The sequence below is a fragment of the Streptomyces sp. NPDC004721 genome, assembly GCF_053601495.1.
On the sequence record NZ_JBSGBZ010000019.1, the window covers coordinates 104,877 to 121,057 of the forward strand.

At 71.9% G+C, this 16,181-nt stretch carries 16 protein-coding genes; 6 read left to right on the forward strand and 10 right to left on the reverse strand.

The window, feature by feature from the left end:
- Positions 1–36: 36 nt before the first annotated feature.
- On the reverse strand, positions 37–678 hold the full coding sequence (locus ACWEK3_RS19535) for a response regulator (RefSeq protein ID WP_453250204.1): 642 nt from the start codon (positions 676–678) through the stop codon (positions 37–39).
- On the reverse strand, positions 675–1,850 hold the full coding sequence (locus tag ACWEK3_RS19540) for a sensor histidine kinase (RefSeq protein ID WP_453250205.1): 1,176 nt from the start codon (positions 1,848–1,850) through the stop codon (positions 675–677). Before ACWEK3_RS19540 ends, ACWEK3_RS19535 begins: the two co-directional genes overlap by 4 nt.
- 151 nt (positions 1,851–2,001) lie before the next feature.
- On the opposite strand from ACWEK3_RS19540, the gene ACWEK3_RS19545 reads away from it, so the two are divergent.
- A complete protein-coding gene (locus ACWEK3_RS19545) occupies positions 2,002–2,580 on the forward strand; it encodes a hypothetical protein (RefSeq protein ID WP_450542402.1) in 579 nt (192 codons plus the stop codon).
- 33 nt (positions 2,581–2,613) lie between these two features.
- Here ACWEK3_RS19545 and ACWEK3_RS19550 read toward each other — a convergent pair whose 3' ends face one another.
- Positions 2,614–3,186 carry a cob(I)yrinic acid a,c-diamide adenosyltransferase gene (locus tag ACWEK3_RS19550; protein ID WP_450542404.1) on the reverse strand — a complete coding sequence of 191 codons (573 nt, stop codon included), beginning with the start codon at positions 3,184–3,186 and terminating at the stop codon, positions 2,614–2,616.
- A gap of 267 nt (positions 3,187–3,453) precedes the next feature.
- On the opposite strand from ACWEK3_RS19550, the gene ACWEK3_RS19555 reads away from it, so the two are divergent.
- The 3 genes from ACWEK3_RS19555 to ACWEK3_RS19565 all read left to right on the forward strand — a co-directional run bounded on the left by ACWEK3_RS19555 (position 3,454) and on the right by ACWEK3_RS19565 (position 7,783).
- Positions 3,454–4,302: a 3-hydroxyacyl-CoA dehydrogenase family protein gene (locus ACWEK3_RS19555; protein ID WP_361417403.1), complete on the forward strand. Its 849-nt coding sequence runs from the start codon at positions 3,454–3,456 to the stop codon at positions 4,300–4,302.
- A gap of 145 nt (positions 4,303–4,447) precedes the next feature.
- Positions 4,448–4,771: an STAS domain-containing protein gene (locus ACWEK3_RS19560; RefSeq protein ID WP_141358314.1), complete on the forward strand. Its 324-nt coding sequence runs from the start codon at positions 4,448–4,450 to the stop codon at positions 4,769–4,771.
- A gap of 351 nt (positions 4,772–5,122) precedes the next feature.
- Positions 5,123–7,783, forward strand: a complete 2,661-nt coding sequence (locus tag ACWEK3_RS19565) for an ATP-binding protein (protein WP_453250219.1) — start codon at positions 5,123–5,125, stop codon at positions 7,781–7,783.
- Between the two features lie 77 nt (positions 7,784–7,860).
- On the opposite strand, the gene nucS is transcribed toward ACWEK3_RS19565, so the two are convergent.
- Entirely contained in the window at positions 7,861–8,532 is a 672-nt protein-coding gene (gene nucS, locus ACWEK3_RS19570) for an endonuclease NucS (protein ID WP_225075599.1), read from the reverse strand.
- Positions 8,533–8,832: 300 nt separating this feature from the next.
- Between nucS and ACWEK3_RS19575 the strand changes: the two genes are divergently transcribed.
- Positions 8,833–9,225 carry an SCO5389 family protein gene (locus ACWEK3_RS19575; RefSeq protein WP_225075600.1) on the forward strand — a complete coding sequence of 131 codons (393 nt, stop codon included), beginning with the start codon at positions 8,833–8,835 and terminating at the stop codon, positions 9,223–9,225.
- Between the two features lie 84 nt (positions 9,226–9,309).
- On the opposite strand, the gene ACWEK3_RS19580 is transcribed toward ACWEK3_RS19575, so the two are convergent.
- On the reverse strand, positions 9,310–10,338 hold the full coding sequence (locus ACWEK3_RS19580; RefSeq protein WP_450542408.1) for an LLM class flavin-dependent oxidoreductase: 1,029 nt from the start codon (positions 10,336–10,338) through the stop codon (positions 9,310–9,312).
- Positions 10,339–10,561: 223 nt separating this feature from the next.
- On the opposite strand from ACWEK3_RS19580, the gene ACWEK3_RS19585 reads away from it, so the two are divergent.
- Positions 10,562–10,903, forward strand: a complete 342-nt coding sequence (locus ACWEK3_RS19585; RefSeq protein ID WP_450542410.1) for an ATP/GTP-binding protein — start codon at positions 10,562–10,564, stop codon at positions 10,901–10,903.
- A 4-nt stretch (positions 10,904–10,907) separates the two neighbouring features.
- On the opposite strand, the gene ACWEK3_RS19590 is transcribed toward ACWEK3_RS19585, so the two are convergent.
- From ACWEK3_RS19590 to ACWEK3_RS19610, 5 genes are all read right to left on the reverse strand, one after another.
- Positions 10,908–11,783: an ABC transporter permease gene (locus ACWEK3_RS19590; protein WP_450542412.1), complete on the reverse strand. Its 876-nt coding sequence runs from the start codon at positions 11,781–11,783 to the stop codon at positions 10,908–10,910.
- Positions 11,780–13,117 carry an ATP-binding cassette domain-containing protein gene (locus tag ACWEK3_RS19595; protein ID WP_450542414.1) on the reverse strand — a complete coding sequence of 446 codons (1,338 nt, stop codon included), beginning with the start codon at positions 13,115–13,117 and terminating at the stop codon, positions 11,780–11,782. Before ACWEK3_RS19595 ends, ACWEK3_RS19590 begins: the two co-directional genes overlap by 4 nt.
- A gap of 113 nt (positions 13,118–13,230) precedes the next feature.
- Entirely contained in the window at positions 13,231–13,998 is a 768-nt protein-coding gene (locus ACWEK3_RS19600; RefSeq protein WP_361417424.1) for an ABC transporter permease, read from the reverse strand.
- A 3-nt stretch (positions 13,999–14,001) separates the two neighbouring features.
- The gene (locus ACWEK3_RS19605) at positions 14,002–14,970 is read right to left on the reverse strand and encodes an ABC transporter ATP-binding protein (RefSeq protein WP_450542418.1); all 969 of its coding nucleotides are present in this window, start codon (positions 14,968–14,970) and stop codon (positions 14,002–14,004) included.
- A 103-nt stretch (positions 14,971–15,073) separates the two neighbouring features.
- Entirely contained in the window at positions 15,074–16,009 is a 936-nt protein-coding gene (locus tag ACWEK3_RS19610) for a cellulose-binding protein (RefSeq protein ID WP_450542420.1), read from the reverse strand.
- Positions 16,010–16,181: the final 172 nt, after the last annotated feature.

Consider the following 16,181-nt stretch of genomic DNA (forward strand, 5'->3'; position numbering starts at 1 on the left):
GGTCAATAGGTCTGGACCAGTTGTTCCCGTTGCTCCTCAGATCCCCAACTCCTGGGCCAGTACCGCTGCTTGGGTCCGGCTGCGCAGCTCAAGCTTGCCCAGCAGGCGGCTGACGTGGGTCTTCACGGTGCCCTCCGCGAGGTCCAGACGGTCGGCGATCCCGGCGTTGGACAGCCCTTCACCCAGACACGACAGCACCTCGCGTTCCCGGGGGGTGAGGGTGCCCAGCGCGGCCGGCGCCGCCTTCGCCTCGCGTACCGGTCCGGCGGCGAACTCGGCGATCAGACGCCGTGTGACGGCGGGCGCGACGATCCCCTCCCCGCGCGCCACCGTGCGCACCGCCTCGACCAGTTCCCGCGCCTCGGCGTTCTTGAGCAGGAAACCGGCCGCTCCCGCGCGCAGCGCCCCGAAGACGTACTCGTCGAGGTCGAAGGTGGTCAGCACGAGGACGTCCGCCAACCGCTCCGCGACCACCTGCCGGGTCGCCGACACCCCGTCCAGCCGTGGCATCTGAATGTCCATCAGCACCACGTCCGGGCGCAGCTCGCGGGCCAGCGCCACCGCCTGCTCGCCGTCCGCCGCCTCGCCGGCCACTTCGATGCCGGGCGCGCTGCGCAGGATCAGGACCAGCCCGGCGCGGACGGCGGACTGGTCCTCGGCGACGAGGACACGGATCATGCGGGATCTCCTTCGCCATCACCCAGGGGCAGGGTGGCACGGACGGTCCAGACGGCGCCCTCTGGACCGGCCGCGAACGCGCCACCGAGCAGCGCGGCCCGCTCCCGCATCCCGACCAGACCGGCACCGGAGCCCGGGGCGCGCGGTCCGCCCCGATGCCCGTAGGGGCTGGTCACCGCCACCTCGAGCGCGCCGTCGCGCCGGGCCAGGGCGACGGTGACGCGGCCCGGAGCCGCGTGTTTGAGGGCGTTGGTCAGCGACTCCTGCACGATCCGGTACGCCGCCAGCTCCACCGGCGTCGGCACCTCGCCGTGCCGGGCGTCGAGCGTGACTTCGAGGCCGTTGCCGCGGGCCGCGTCGGCCAGCGCCTCGAGACCGTCCAGGGTCGGCGCGGCGGCCGGGGCGTGCTCGCCCCCGCTGTCGCGCAGGATGCCGATCAGCCGCCGCATCTCCGCCAGTCCCTCGACGCTGTTCTCCCGGATCACGGTGAGCGCGTGCCGCGAGGTCTCCGGGTCGTCCAGGGACAGCGCGGCCGTGGAGTGGATGGCGATGGCGGACATGTGGTTGGCGATCATGTCGTGCAACTCCCGTGCCACCCGGGCGCGTTCGGCGACGACCGCCTGCGCGCGGTCCATGTCCGCGAGCAGCGCGGTCTGTTCGGCCCGCAGCCGCTCGGCGACGGCCGTGTCACGGTGGTTGCGCACCACCCAGCCGGTGGCCGCCGGCACCAGGCTGACCAGGGCGACGCCCACGCCAAGGAGCAGTGCCTGCGGCGTGCGCCAGACCACGAGCGGCACGACCGTGCCGATCACCGTGAGCAGACCGGTGATCCAGGGAAGGCGGCGGGCGAAGGCGGGCGGGCCGTACAGCACCGCCGCGTAGACCAGGTCGGTGAACATCACCACGGTGGCCAGGCTGCCCCGCGTCGGGAGGTCCGCGACGACCGCCGCGGTGCCGACGAGCAGGGCGGGCCCCGGCCGGGTGCGGCGCAGCAGCTCGCACCCCGCCATCGCCAGCAGCGGGACGGCGACCGCCCAGTCCTGGTCCAGGACGGAGGCCGGGGCGTGGCGGGTGCGGGTGTGCAGCCCGATGCCGATCAGCACCAGCCCGCCGAGCAGCCCGCCCACGGCGATGTACACGTCGTGGCGGTGCGGGCGCAGTCCTCGGGCCATGCGTCCATCCAACACGGGGGAGCCGTTCGCCGCCTGATGCCCCGGGAGGGTCCGCGCGTACATCGAAGGATGCACGCGCGGTTCGTCACCGCCGACGACGCACCGGACGCGGTCCGCCGCGAGCCTGGAGGAGGAACCGAGAGGAGCAATCGTGATCGTCGCGCTGATCATCGCCTGCGAGGTGGGCTTCTGGGTACTGCTGGCGCTGGGCCTGACCGCCCGCTACCTCCTGCGGTGGCGCCGCACCGGCACGGCCCTGCTGCTGTGCGAGCCGGTGCTGGAACTGGTCCTGTTCGCGGCCACTGCCGTCGATCTGCGGAACGGCGCGGAGCCCGGCTGGGAGCACGGACTGGCCGCCCTGTACATCGGCTTCACCGTCGGCTACGGCCACTACACCGTCGGCCGGCTCGACGCCCACGCGGCCCACCGCCTGGCCGGCGGCCCGCGCCCCGAGAAGCCGCCCCGTCACGGACTGGCCCGGGCGCGCTACGAGGGCGGCCTCTGGCTGCGCACCCTCGTCGCGTCGTGCGTCTCCCTCGCCCTGCTCCAGGCGGCGATCCTGTACGTCGGCGACCCGCCCGCCGCCGAGCCGCTCAGGTCCTGGCAGGGGACGACGCTGCGCATCGCCGGGATCCACGGGCTGATCGCGCTGTCCTACTTGCTCTTCCCCAAGAAGGCTCCGGCCGGGTCGGCCCGCCCGGACGAGGAGCGCACACGGGCCGGACGGTGAACGGGCGAGGGACGCCTCGGTGGGAAGGAGCGCTCAGCGTTCGCCGCCCGGCACCCACAGCACGTCCCCGGTGGCCTTGTTGGCCGTGCGCGCCAGGATGAACAGCAGGTCGGACAGCCGGTTGAGATAGGTCGCGGTGAGCGGGTTCATCGTCTCGCCGTGCGCCTCCAGGGCGGCCCAGGTCGAGCGTTCGGCCCGGCGGACCACCGTGCACGCCTGGTGGAGCAGGGCCGCGCCCGGCGTCCCGCCGGGGAGGATGAAGGAGCGGAGCTTGTCGAGTTCGGCGTTGAAGCGGTCGCAGTCCGCCTCCAGCCGGTCGATGTAGAACTGCTCGACCCGCAGCGGCGGGAACTCGGGGTTCTCCACCACCGGCGTGCACAGGTCCGCGCCCACGTCGAACAGGTCGTTCTGCACCCGGGTGAGGACCTCGACGACGTCCTCGCCGAGCTCGCCCAGCGCGATCGCCGTGCCGAGCACCGCGTTCGCCTCGTTGGCGTCGGCGTACGCCGAGATCCGCAGGTCGGTCTTGGCGACCCTGCTCATGTCGCCGAGGGCGGTGGTGCCCTTGTCCCCGGTCCGGGTGTAGATGCGTGTGAGGTTGACCATGAGGCCAATCTAGACGTTCCCGCGACGGGCGCGATGCGGCGATTTCGCGGTGGCGCCAACCCGGCCCGAGGCGGGAGGATTTCATGGCCGAGTCCGCCGCACCGGACGTGACGGGCGTCTCACGCCCTGAGACAGTGACACGCATTACTTACGGGTCTCAAGGCCCCGCGTGAGCGCTAATGTCCGCACAGGAGCCATGCGTAAGCAGCGGGTAAGCGCCAAGCGCTCGCGCAGTCGTCATGCAGTCGTTTCGAAGGGGAGTCGTCAGTGTCACGGAAGCTCGCCGTCATCGGGGCCGGTCTCATGGGGTCCGGCATCGCCCAGGTCGCCGCGCAGGCGGGCTGGGACGTCGTCCTGCGGGACGTCACCGACGAGGCACTGAGGCGCGGCACGGACGGCATCAAGGCCTCGTACGACAAGTTCGTCGCCAAGGGCAGGCTGGAGGCGCACGACGCCGACGCCGCCCTCGCTCGCATCACCGCGACCACCGACCTGGACGCGGCCGCCGACGCCGACCTCGTGGTCGAGGCCGTCTTCGAGAAGCTCGAGGTCAAGCACGAGATCTTCCGCACCCTCGACAAGCTCGTCCGCGAGGACACCGTGCTCGCCTCCAACACCTCCGCCATCCCGATCACCAAGATCGCGGCCGTGACGGAGCGCCCGGAGCGGGTCGTCGGCGTGCACTTCTTCTCGCCGGTGCCGATGATGCAGCTCGTCGAGCTGGTCCGCGGCTACAAGACCAGCGACGAAACCCTCGCCCGGGCACGGGAGTTCGCCGAGTCCGTGGGCAAGACCTGCATCGTGGTCAACCGGGACGTGGCCGGCTTCGTGACCACCCGGCTCATCTCGGCGCTCGTCGTCGAGGCGACCAAGCTCTACGAGTCGGGCGTCGCCACCGCCGAGGACATCGACCTCGCCTGCAAGCTCGGCTTCGGCCACGCCATGGGGCCGCTCGCCACCGCGGACCTGACCGGCGTCGACATCCTGCTGCACGCCACCGGCAACATCTACACCGAGACCCAGGACGAGAAGTTCGCGCCGCCGGAGCTGATGCGCCGGATGGTTGACGCCGGTGACATCGGGCGCAAGAGCGGGCAGGGCTTCTACAAGCACTGAGACCGCACAAGGGCCACGGGGGTCACCCGCCGGGGTGAATTCGGTATCGGTTCGCTTACAAGCAGCAACCAGACCGCCGCGGAAGCAGTCAGAGGTTGCACAGCCACCGTCACGGAGTACGCCACAGCATTCACGGGGAGCGCATATGCACATCAGGGGCGACCACGCCGAGCTGGTCGTCGGGGGCCGCCTCGACGTCCGCAGCGCGGCGGACGCCCGTACGGTCCTGCACTCGGCCGTCGACGACGGTGTCGGCGACCTGGTGCTCAACCTGTCCGAGCTCGACTCCTGGGACGCCACCGGACTCGGCGTGATCATGGGTGTCCACCGGCGGGCCGGCCGGTGCGGCCGGCGGCTGGTGCTGCGTGACGTGCCGCCGCAGATGCAGCGCCTGCTGGTGGCCACCCGGCTGCACCGCATCCTCGCCATCGAGGGCGGTATCGGCGTCGAGTCCCTGCCCCGCGTCTAGGGTCTGCTGGGGCTGACAACGACCGTCGGTTTCCTGCGCCTTGATCCGCCGGACAGGCCCTGGAACGGTCCGTGTCACCCCGGTTCGAACAGGTGTGAACCGGGCGACGGGGGAGACCCGGGCGCACGTCGGCGAACCGTACGTGGCGCGCAATCCTCATGAGACCGTGACGTCTCGGGCCGGTCGGTACCCCGGGCTGTCGGGGATACTGGCCGAAGGTTTAGGGTTCGGTCGCCCGCAGCTCAGCAACCCTCGAGCGGGCCCGGACCAGAAGCGACAGCGCGGTGTGCGGCAAGGCCGGGAGGGGCCGGCCGTCGTCGGCACACGACGCTTTTGGGGGGCTTGGAACCTGTGGACCCGAACACCCGGGAACCCGAGGACATGGGCCATGACGGCGACGGCCACGTGCCGAGCCGGCGCCCACCCAGGGATTCCCTCGCATCCGACTTCGTCCAGCACGCACCCGCACCGGCCCGTACGGCGCGGCTCGTCTCGGGCGACTTCCTGCTCACCGTCAACCCCGTGGACGGCAGCGAGATCGAGGCCTGCCCGCCCGGGGAGCACCCCGACCGGCCGCGCAAGTACACAGCGGCCGAGCGCGCCGAGCACGACCGCGCGGCGGGGCCGCCCGTCCCGGCCGGCCCGGCGCCGTCCGCACAGCCGCTTCTGGAGCGCCAGGACGAGCGCGAGCAACTGGTACGGCTGCTCGCCCGCGGCCGCTCCGTACGCCTGACCGGGCCGGGCGGCTCCGGCCGCACCAGCCTGCTCGACCTCGTCGCCGACGACTGCTCGGACCTCGCCCCCGACGGCGTCGTCCGCCTCAGCGGCCACCGCCGCACCGCGAGCGACCTGCTGTACGACCTCTTCCACGCGGTGTACAGCGCGCCGCGGTACCGGCCCGACCGGGACGAACTGCTCGCGTACGTCCGGGAGATCGGCGCGGTCGTCGTGGTGGACGACATCGAGGTCGGCGGTGGCGCGCTCGACGAGCTGATCGACGCCACCCCCGAATGCGCCTTCCTGATCGGCGCGACCCCGGACGTGCCCGCGCCGTCCGCCGAGTCGGAGATCGAGGAGGTCTCCCTCAGCGGCCTGGACCGCGCCGGCGGAGTCGAACTCATCGAGCGCGCCGTAGCCCGTGTGCTCACCGAGGAGGAGGCCAACTGGGCCGGGGACCTCTGGTTCGAGTCCGAGGGCCTGCCGCTGCGCTTCGTGCAGACCGGTGCCCTGCTGAGCCAGCACGACCACCTGCGGGCCGACACCAGCGCCGTCGAGGAGTTCGGCGTCTTCGAGGACGTGCCGCCCGCGGACGCCGTCCTGGACGGGGGCGACGGCGACGCCGTACCCCTGCCCTCGCTCGGCGAGGCCGCCGCGCCCGCGCCGCTGCTCGCCTCCCGGCTGAGCGCCTCCGCGCGCGCCACGCTGCGGTTCGCCGTCGCGCTCGGCGGCGAGGTGCCCCACCAGTCGCACCTGCCCGCGCTGGTCGGCGACACCCACGCCGACGCCGCGCTCGGCGAGCTGGCGAGCTGCGGCCTGGTCTCTCCGGCCGGCTCCCGCCACCGGCTCGCCGCCGGTGTGCTGACCCAGTTGGAGGCCGCCGGATACGCCGACGACGCCGAGGAGCAGGCCCTCACCGCGGCCCGCCACTACACCTGGTGGGCCGGCCACCCCTCGGTCACCCCGGAGCGGGTGTGTGCCGAGGCGGACGCCGTGCTCGCCGCGCTGGCCGTGCTGGTGCCGGTCACCACGCCGTCCGCCGGGGGCGAGCAGAGCACGGCCGTACGGCTCGCCCGCACCGCCGCTCCCGCGTTCGCCGCGGGCCTCGGCTGGAACGCCTGGGAACGGGCGCTGCGTTACGGCACCGAGGCCTCCCGGCTCGCCGGAGAAGTCGCCGAACAGGCCTACTTCCACCACGAGCTGGGCATCATCGCGCTCTGCGGCGGCCAGCTGGACCGGGCCCGCGCCGAGCTGGAGGCCTCCATCGGGCTGCGCGGCGCGCTCGCCGACAAGCGCGGCACGGTCGCCGGGCGCCGCGCCCTCGCCCTGGTCAGCGACCGCTCCGGTACGGCAGTGGGCCTCGGCGCGACGGCGGGCGAGGAGGTGCCGGACGCCCGCACCGAGGAGTCGGCGTCCCCGCCCGGCGGGGTGCCCGCGCCCTTCCCGGCGCTCCAGCAGTCCGGCGAGGACGCCTTCACGCTGGTCACCCACCAGGCGCCGGTCCCGAGTTCGCCGCACGCCCCGGCCAAGCACCGCGTCGGCATCAAGGGCCTGGCCCGGCGCAACCTCGTGGCGGCCGGCGCGGGCGCGCTGCTCGCGGCCGTCCTCGGCACCGTGGTGACGCTCGGCGCCACTTCCCAGAACACCCCCGACACCCCCTCCGACAACGTCAATCCGTCCGCCGGCCAGGACGTGGACGACGGCAGTCTGGGTGCCGACATACCGAAGCAGGACCGCAGCGGGGGAGGGGACACCGGCACGGCGACCAGCCGTCCGACGGACCCGGGCCACGAGTCCGCCTCCGGCACGTCCGAGGGTCCGGCGCCGGGCGGCGCCGAGCCGTCGGAGAGCCGCGAGCCGTCCGGCGACGGCACGTCCTCGGGCTCCTCGTCCAAGTCGCCGAAGCCGTCGGGGCCCGCCGACTCGTCGGGCGGCGGCACCGGCGGGAAGACCGGTGGGTCGACCGGCGGGAACTCCGGAGGCTCCACGGGCGGCGGCACGCCGGGCGGAAGCGGCGAAGGCTCCTCCAGCGGCGGCACCGGAGGCCCCACGAGCGGCGGCGGCTCCTCTGGCGGCGGCACCGGCGATCCCACGGGTGGGAGCTCGGGAGATCCCAGCGGCGACCCCTCGGGTGGGAGCACCACGGGCCCCACCGGCGGCACCGATGCCGGCTCGTCCGGGGAGCCGTCCGGAGGCACCTCGGCGCCGACGTCCGGTCTCTCGGCCGGCCCGCCCGCCGACGTATCCGAGAGCGGCGCGGCTCCGGAGTCGTCCGGTACGGCGACGCTCGCCTGACCCACGAAGAACCGGGGGCCGGGTCCGTATGACACGGACCCGGCCCCCGGCGTCGTACGAGTGCCCTGCGGCCGTCCTCAGAACAGGCGCAGCTTGTCGTCCTCGATGCCGCGCAGCGCGTCGTAGTCCAGGACCTGGCAGCCGATGCCGCGGTCGGTGGCGAGGACGCGGGCCTGCGGCTTGATCTCCTGGGCCGCGAAGACGCCGCGGACCGGGGCGAGGTGGGGGTCGCGGTTCAGCAGTTCGAGATAGCGGGTGAGCTGCTCCACACCGTCGATCTCGCCGCGCCGCTTGATCTCGACCGCGACCGTCCGGCCCTCGGCGTCCCGGCACAGGATGTCGACCGGGCCGATGGCCGTCATGTACTCACGGCGGATCAGCGTGTAGCCCTCGCCGAGCGTCTCGATGCGGTCGGCGAGCAGTTCCTGGAGGTGCGCTTCCACGCCGTCCTTGATCAGCCCCGGATCCACGCCGAGTTCGTGCGAGGAGTCGTGCAGGACCTCCTCCATCGTGATGATGAGCTTCTCGCCCGCCTTGTTGACGACGGTCCAGACGCCCTCCTCGTCACCGGTGCCCTCCTTCAGCGTGCACGGCGGGGACATCCAGTTCAGCGGCTTGTAGGCGCGGTCGTCCGCGTGGATCGAGACGCTGCCGTCCGCCTTGACCAGGATCAGACGGGGCGCTGACGGCAGATGGGCGGTGAGCCGGCCGGCGTAGTCGACGGCGCACCGGGCAATGACGAGACGCATGGTCGGCAACGCTACTGGACGGACGGCGGTGCGCGCGATTCGCCCGGGGGCCTTCCATCGGGCGTCCGCTGGGACTCCCCGTGGGTCGCCCCTTTTTTCCCTGGATCACCCGTGTTCACTTGTGGCCGATTGTGTGCCCAACTCGCCCGGTCTGTATATGCATTCGCCTGGTGGGCGTCCGTTCTTGTGCCTACCGTAGTGAACGGGAGGTCGCGACCCGTGTACTCACCGTGTTGGCAGTCGCGTGCCCCCATATCTGTCCGGCAACCCCTGTCGTTCGGGGGTGCGAGAGGAGAACCCATGTCGCTCGACGTCTCACCGGCCCTACTCGAAGCGGCCGAGCGAGGCGAGGTCGACGAAGCTGACTTCGTCGACTGCGTCCGGACCTCCCTGCCCTACGCGTGGGAGATGATCAGCTCCCTGGTGGCCCAGCTGAAGGTGGACGGCGGCCAGTTCGCCGACAACCAGACGCCCCCGCCGGACGAGCAGGCACGCGGTCAGCTGCTGCGTGCGCTGGCGAGCGACGCCATACGCGGCGCGCTTCAGCGGCACTTCGGTGTGCGGCTCGCCTTCCAGAACTGCCACCGGGTGGCGGTGTTCCCGCTGGACGCCTCGGTCGACGAGACGCTGGCGCGTTTCACCTCGGTGCGCAACCAGCTCCTCAACCAGTCCCCGGAACTGCGGGACTGCTGACGCCGTGAGTCACCTGCTTGCCGCTCCGTGCGCGGGAGGTGCTTGGAGTACAGGGGCGGCAAGCTTCCCACGACGCGCTCCCGGTCAGCGGAGGTGGGGCAGTACCTCGGCGCCGAGCCGCCGCAGGTTCTCCTCCGTCGCCGCCAGATCGCCCGAGCCCTCCGTGAACAGGGCGAAGCGGGCGATACCGGTCCGCTCGGAGGTCGCCGCGAGCCGGTCGGCGCACAGCCGCGGAGTGCCCACCGGGTGCAGCCCGCAGAGCAGTTCGGTGTACTCCAGCGGATCGCGCATCCCGCGGATCCGGCCGTCCACGGTGACATGGGCGTCCAGCCCCTGTTTCAGCCAGCCCGGCATCGCCTTCAGCAGGGTCTCCACCGCGTCCGTGCGCCGGTCGGCGATCTGGCAGACGCCCGCCGAGACATGGGCGGCGCCCCGGATCTCCTCGCCCGGCCGGCCCGCCGCCCGCGCGCACCGCTGCCACAGGGCGACCATCTCGGCCTTCTCCTCGTCCCCGATGTGCATCCCCAGCAGCATCGGCAGCCCGCGCTCGGCGGCCAGCCGCACACTCGCCGGGGAGGTGCAGGCGACGACGACCTCGGGACCCGGGACCTGGGTCAGCGCCTCCGACGGGCGCGGTACGACGGGGACCTCGCGGAAGGCGAACCGTTCTCCCGAGGCCGACACCGACGGCTCACGCAGCCAGCGCGTCAACAGGTCCAGCGACTCCGGGAACCCCTTCTCGTACGCCTCCAGTCCCATGCCGAACACTTCCAGGTCCACCCACGGGCCGCCGCGCCCGACGCCGAGCGAGAACCGTCCGCCGCTCGTCACGTGCAGCAGCGCCGCCTGCTCGCCGAGTGCGACCGGGTGGACCGTGGGCAGCACGCTGACCGCCGTACCCACCCGCAGACGGCGGGTGCGGCCGAGCAGCAGCGCGGCCAGGGTGATCGCCGACGGGCACGTCCCGTACGGGACGAAGTGGTGCTCGCCCAGCCAGACCGCGTCCAGCCCGGCCTCCTCGGCGACCTCGGCGGAGCGGACCGCCCGGTGCAGCGCCTCGCCTTGGCCCTGCCCGGGGAACTGGGCCGCCAGCACGAAACTTCCTACGCGCATTGCTCTTTCCTGCTTCCTCGGCTCCGACACGGAGCTCCCCCACCCGGCATAACCGGGCGACACGTGCCGAGGACACGGCCTGGCGAAGAGATTTGCGGATTGTCTGCGGAATGGGTCGTCCGGGAAGGGAACTTGTGATGGTTGGTTCTCCCCACCCGGCCGTGATGGCGCCGCGTAGGCTGGAGAAGGTCCCTGTCTCCCATACAGCTTCGTGAGGTGTCCCGTGTCCCCCCGCCGCAACCGACCCAAGGATGGGAGAGGCGCCGCCTCGTCCGGCCGGAGCGCCGAGGACGACACCGAGGGCCGCTACGGCGGCTGGCAGTCCACCGAGAGCTGGCAGGGCGAGGACTTCAGCGTGCGCCATGTCGCGGGCTCCGGCGCCGACGGCAAGACGTACCGCTGCCCCGGCTGCGACCAGCTGATCTCCTCCGGCGTCCCGCACGTGGTGGCCTGGCCCCAGCACGCGGGCGTGGACGACCGCCGGCACTGGCACAAGGCGTGCTGGAACGCCAAGGACCGCCGCACCACGCGGGTGCAGCGGTCCCGTAACGCGCCGCGGTTCTAGCCGCTCAGACGTCCCGGCTCCGCAACAGGGCCCAGGCCCCGGCGAACGCGGCGGCCGCCGCGGCCAGGAGGATCCACAGTGGGTCCCAGCCGGTCGGGCCGGAATTGGTGAGGGAGTTGGAGTAGAAGACGCTCAGCTGGTTCGGGATCGAGTACTCGAAAAGGAACTGGCGCACCTTCTCCAGCGAACGCGTGAACATGAACAGCGCGATCACCAGCGGGGCGAGCACGACACCGATCATGATCGTGATGGCGCCCGCCGAGTGTCGCAGCATCGAGCCGACGACGAGCGAGAACAGCCCGAGCAGGGCCATGTAGAGGCTGACGCCCACCGTGGCCTTGAACCACTCGGCGCCGGTGGGCTGCCGGGCGCCGGTGCTGTCGAGCATGGCCGTCTGCGCGAGGCCGACCAGGCCGGTGCAGACCAGGGTCACCGTGAAGGCGAGCAGGAAGAACACCACCGCCTTGGCCGTGAGCACCCGCCCACGGCTCGGGCACGCCGTCATCGTGGTCCGGATCATGCCGGTGCCGTACTCCGAGGCCGTGGTCAGCACGCCGAGCGTGATGATGCAGATGCTCCCGAGCAGCAGCCCGAAGAAGCCGAGCGCCAGCATGTTCTCGTCGCCCTGCACCTCCCCCGGGGCCTTGGTGACGAGCAGACTGGTCAGCAGCCCGATCCCGACCACGAGCAGGACGAACACCCCGAGCGTCCACATCGTGGAGCGCACCGACTTGATCTTCGTCCACTCCGAGGCGATGGCGTGTCCGAGGTGCGTACGGACGACGGGGATCGGCGAGGTGTAGCCGGGGTGGGGGGAACCGGTTGCTACCTCCCAGGCGGGCGGCGCGGCCTGCGGCACAGGAGTCTGCGGCGTGCTCATCGGGCGTCCTCGGGCTTGGTGGAGTCGGCGGCGGGGGCGGGCGCGGCGGCCGGTGCGGACGGCTGCGCGGGCGCGGCGGCGGCCTGCGGCGCTAGGGAGGCGGGCGCGGCGGCCGGTGCGGCCCCTGCATGCGGCGCGCCGGAGGGCTGGGCGGGCACCTGGGGAGCCTGCGGCGCGCTCTGCGCGTACGGGTTCGGGACGCCCGAGTTCGGGGCGCCGTAGGGGCCGGGACGGCCCGCGCCCGGAGCGGCGTACGGGTTCGGCTGCGCGCCGGGAGCGCCCTGCGGGCCCGCGAACGGCTGTCCGCCCGGCTGGGGCGGTGGCGGCGCGTACCAGCCGGGCTGGCCCTGACCGGGAACCGGCACGGGCGGCTCGGCGCCGGGCGGCAGGGGCTGCATCAGCCCGGCCTTCTGGTCGATGGTGGAGCGGTAGTCGACGACTCCCTGGGTCATCCGCATGTACGCCTCCTCCAGCGAGGCCTGGTGCGGCGACAGCTCCCACAGGCGTACGTCCGCCTCGTGCGCGAGGTCGCTGATGCGCGGCAGCGGCAGCCCGGTCACGCGCAGCGCGCCGTCCTGCTCGGGCAGCACGTGCCCGCCCGCCTCGGTCAGCGCGGACGTCAGCTTCTCCCGCTGCTGCGGCTCGGTGTCGGGCGTGCGGACCCGCGCGAAGTCCGCGGAGTTCGCGGAGATGAAGTCCGTCACACTCATGTCGGCGAGCAGCTGCCCGCGCCCGATGACGATCAGATGGTCGGCGGTCAGCGCCATCTCGCTCATCAGATGGCTGGAGACGAACACGGTCCGTCCCTCCGCCGCGAGCGACTTCATCAGATTGCGCACCCAGAGGATGCCCTCGGGGTCGAGACCGTTCACCGGCTCGTCGAACAGCAGCACCTGCGGGTCGCCCAGCAGCGCGGCGGCGATGCCCAGCCGCTGGCCCATGCCGAGGGAGAAGCCCTTGGAGCGCTTCCTCGCCACGTCCTGGAGGCCGACGACCCCGAGCACCTCGTCGACGCGGCGGGCCGGGATGCCGGACAGCTGTGCCAGGGACAGCAGGTGGTTGCGCGCGGACCGGCCGCCGTGCACCGCCTTCGCGTCCAGCAGGGCGCCGACCTGGCGAGGCGCGTTCGGCAGCGTGCGGTACGGATAGCCGCCGATCGTCACCGACCCCGAGGTGGGGTTGTCCAGCCCCAGGATCATCCGCATCGTCGTCGACTTGCCCGAGCCGTTCGGACCGAGGAAGCCGGTGACGGCACCCGGCCGTACCAGGAAGGAGAGGTTGTGCACGGCGGTCTTGTCGCCATAGCGCTTGGTCAGGCCGACTGCCTCGATCATGCTCCGCACCCATCGAACGGTTCAGGTAAGCGGGGCGCGCGCCCCCCGTAAGGGTTAGGAGGATATCCGGGCGCTGACGGTTCCGCCCAAAAGAAAGTAAAAGCGTGCCCTGCTCAGGCGTCCCGCTTCCGTAGCAGTACGTACCCTCCGGCGAGCGCCGCGATCACCCACAGCAGCATGATCCCGAGGCCGCCCCAGGGGCCGTAGGGGGTGTCGTCGGCTTGCGGGACCACCTGCATGATGCGGCCGCCGGCCTGGTCGGGCAGGAAGCGGCCGACCTTCTTCGTCGCCGATACGTTGGCGAGGATGTTGGAGATCAGGAAGAAGAACGGCATCAGGATGCCCAGCGACAGCATCGGCGAGCGCAGCATCACGGTGACGCCCATCGAGAACATCGCGATGAGGGCCATGTAGAGGCCGCCGCCGACGACCGCGCGCAGCACGCCCGGCTCGCCGAGGGAGGTGCCGAGCGATCCGAGCATCGCCTGCCCGAGGAAGAACGAGGCGAAGCTGGTGACCATGCCGACCACGAGGGCCAGCCCGGTCGCCACCGCGACCTTGCTCGCCAGGAAGGCGCCGCGCTGCGGGACTGCGGCCAGCGAGGTGCGGATCATGCCGGTGCTGTACTCGTTGGACACCACCAGCACCGCGAACACGATCATCGCGAGCTGCCCGAGCCCCATGCCGGCGAAGCTGATGTAGGTCGGGTCGAAGGTGAACCGGTCCCGTTCGTCCATGCTGTCGAACGCGTGCTTCGACAGGGCCGAGATCAGCATGCCGAGGGCGATCGTGACGACCGCCGTCAGGGACAGCGTCCACACCGTGGACGCCACCGACCGGATCTTGGTCCACTCGGACCTGATGACCTGAGTCGCCGCCATCGCTCAGCCCTCCTTCTTGCTGTCGGTGCCCCACGGCTGCGCGGGCGCCCCTTCCGGCACGGCCTGGCCGGTGTGCGCGTGGTACTCCACCGACCCGGCCGTCAGCCGCATGAACGCCTCCTCCAGCGACGACTGCTGACTGCTCAGCTCGTGCAGCACGACGTGGTGCTGTGCGGCCAGCTCGCCGATGCGCTCGGCCTTGCCGTCCTCGACCTGAAGCAGCCCGCCCTCGCCCGGCACGGCCGTGATCCCGGCCTCGTGCAGCACGTCGAGCAGGCGTTCGCGCTGCGGGGTGCGGACCCGGACGTGGGAACGGGAGTTCCGCTCGATGAAGTCGGCCATGGAGGTGTCGGCGAGCAGCCGGCCCTGGCCGATGACGACGAGGTGGTCGGCGGTCAGCGCCATCTCGCTCATCAGATGCGAGGAGACGAACACCGTACGGCCCTGGGCGGCGAGGGACTTCATCAGACCGCGGATCCAGTGGATGCCCTCGGGGTCGAGGCCGTTGACCGGCTCGTCGAACATCAGGATCCGCGGGTCGCCGAGCAGCGCGCCGGCGATGCCGAGCCGCTGGCTCATGCCGAGCGAGAAGCCCTTCGCCTTCTTCCGCGCCACCGAGGTCAGGCCGACGGTGTCCAGGACCTCGTTCACCCGGCGGGTGGGGATGCCGTTGCTCTGGGCGAGGCACAGCAGGTGGTTGTAGGCGCTGCGCCCGCCGTGCAGGGCCTTGGCGTCCAGCAGCGCGCCGATGTACGTCAGCGGGTCCTTGAGTTCGTGGTAGTGCCGGCCGTCGATGCGGACGTACCCGGAGGTGGGACGGTCGAGGCCGAGGACCATCCGCATCGTCGTGGACTTCCCGGCGCCGTTGGGTCCGAGGAACCCGGTGACGATGCCCGGCCGGACGGTGAAGGTGAGGCCGTCGACCGCCGGCTTCCCTCCGTACCGCTTGGTCAACCCCTCCAGTTCGATCATGCCAGACACGCTAGAACGCCGCGAAGCTCTCCGCCACCCCTGGGGCGGAGAGCTTCGCGGTCAGCGGCGGATGTCAGCCGCGGTCAGGCCCGGTGAGCACGGGTCAGCGGGACTGCTGGGCCGGAACGCCGCGGGAGATCGGCTCGTCCTCGGTCGGCGCGCCCGCGGCGGCCACCGCGGCACCGGTGAGGGTCGCCAGCATCTCGCGCACGTTCGTCAGCTGAGCGTTGATGGAGTCGCGGCGGTTGGTGAGCGCCGCGAGCTCGCGCTCGGATTCCGAACGGATGCGGTCCGCCTTGGCGTTGGCGTCGGCCACGATGTCCTCGGCCTGGCGCTGGGCCGTCTCCACCGTCTGGCGGGCGCGGCGCTCGGCGTCGGTGCGCAGCTTCTCCGCCTCCAGGCGCAGCTGCTCGGCGCGGTGCTCGATCTCCGCCAGCCGCTTCTCGGCCTTGGCCTGACGGGAGGCCAGGTCGCGCTCGGACTGCTCGCGCCGCTTGGCGAGGTTCGTCTCGAAGTCGGCGGCGGCCTGCGCGGCCTTGGCGCGGGTCTCCTCGAAGAGGGCGTCCGCCTCCTCCCGCTTGGACTGGGCGTCCTTCTGCGCGTCGGCGCGCAGCTGGGACGCCTCGCCCTTGGCCTTCTCGACGATCCGGACGCCCTCGTCCTCGGCCTTGGCCTTGCGGTCCGCGGCGAAGGACTCGGCGTCGTTGCGAACCTGCTGGGCCGCCGACTCGGCGAGTTCGCGGTGCTGTTCGGCCGCGCGCCGGGCCTCCTCACGCAGGTCCTTGGCCTCTTCCTCGGCGAGGCGGAGGATCTTCTCGACCCGCGCGCCGAGGCCCGCGTACGACGGCTCGGCGTCGCCGACCTGGGCCTGGGCGTTCTGCGTCTCGAGGTGGAGCTCCTCGATGCGCTTCTCCAGGGCGGTGATGCGGGCGAGAGCACTGTCACGATCGGAGACGAGCTTGGAGATTCGTTCGTCCACCTGAGCGCGGTCGTACCCACGCCGCACAAGCTCGAAGCCGTAGGGGGAAGTGTCGCTCATGGGGTTCCTGTCCGAATGAGACCGGTGAGGTGATAGGTGGAATCCTAGGGGCCGAAGCGGTGTGTCATCGAGCGGATACGTGTTTGATCTGGAGAATGACACCTCTTTTGAGTGGCTGACCGTTCCAGGGCTTGCCAAAGAACCGGTCAAAGCACCCAGAAGGCCGGAATCC

Excerpts from the sequence above, each read along its gene's own strand:
- ACWEK3_RS19535 (WP_453250204.1), bottom strand. The coding sequence starts at position 678 with ATGATCCGTGTCCTCGTCGCCGAGGACCAGTCCGCCGTCCGCGCCGGG.
- ACWEK3_RS19540 (WP_453250205.1), bottom strand. The coding sequence starts at position 1,850 with ATGGCCCGAGGACTGCGCCCGCACCGCCACGACGTGTACATCGCCGTG.
- ACWEK3_RS19550 (WP_450542404.1), bottom strand. The coding sequence starts at position 3,186 with ATGGTCAACCTCACACGCATCTACACCCGGACCGGGGACAAGGGCACC.
- ACWEK3_RS19560 (WP_141358314.1), top strand. The coding sequence starts at position 4,448 with ATGCACATCAGGGGCGACCACGCCGAGCTGGTCGTCGGGGGCCGCCTC.
- nucS (WP_225075599.1), bottom strand. The coding sequence starts at position 8,532 with ATGCGTCTCGTCATTGCCCGGTGCGCCGTCGACTACGCCGGCCGGCTC.
- ACWEK3_RS19575 (WP_225075600.1), top strand. The coding sequence starts at position 8,833 with ATGTCGCTCGACGTCTCACCGGCCCTACTCGAAGCGGCCGAGCGAGGC.
- ACWEK3_RS19580 (WP_450542408.1), bottom strand. The coding sequence starts at position 10,338 with ATGCGCGTAGGAAGTTTCGTGCTGGCGGCCCAGTTCCCCGGGCAGGGC.
- ACWEK3_RS19590 (WP_450542412.1), bottom strand. The coding sequence starts at position 11,783 with ATGAGCACGCCGCAGACTCCTGTGCCGCAGGCCGCGCCGCCCGCCTGG.
- ACWEK3_RS19595 (WP_450542414.1), bottom strand. The coding sequence starts at position 13,117 with ATGATCGAGGCAGTCGGCCTGACCAAGCGCTATGGCGACAAGACCGCC.
- ACWEK3_RS19600 (WP_361417424.1), bottom strand. The coding sequence starts at position 13,998 with ATGGCGGCGACTCAGGTCATCAGGTCCGAGTGGACCAAGATCCGGTCG.
- ACWEK3_RS19605 (WP_450542418.1), bottom strand. The coding sequence starts at position 14,970 with ATGATCGAACTGGAGGGGTTGACCAAGCGGTACGGAGGGAAGCCGGCG.
- ACWEK3_RS19610 (WP_450542420.1), bottom strand. The coding sequence starts at position 16,009 with ATGAGCGACACTTCCCCCTACGGCTTCGAGCTTGTGCGGCGTGGGTAC.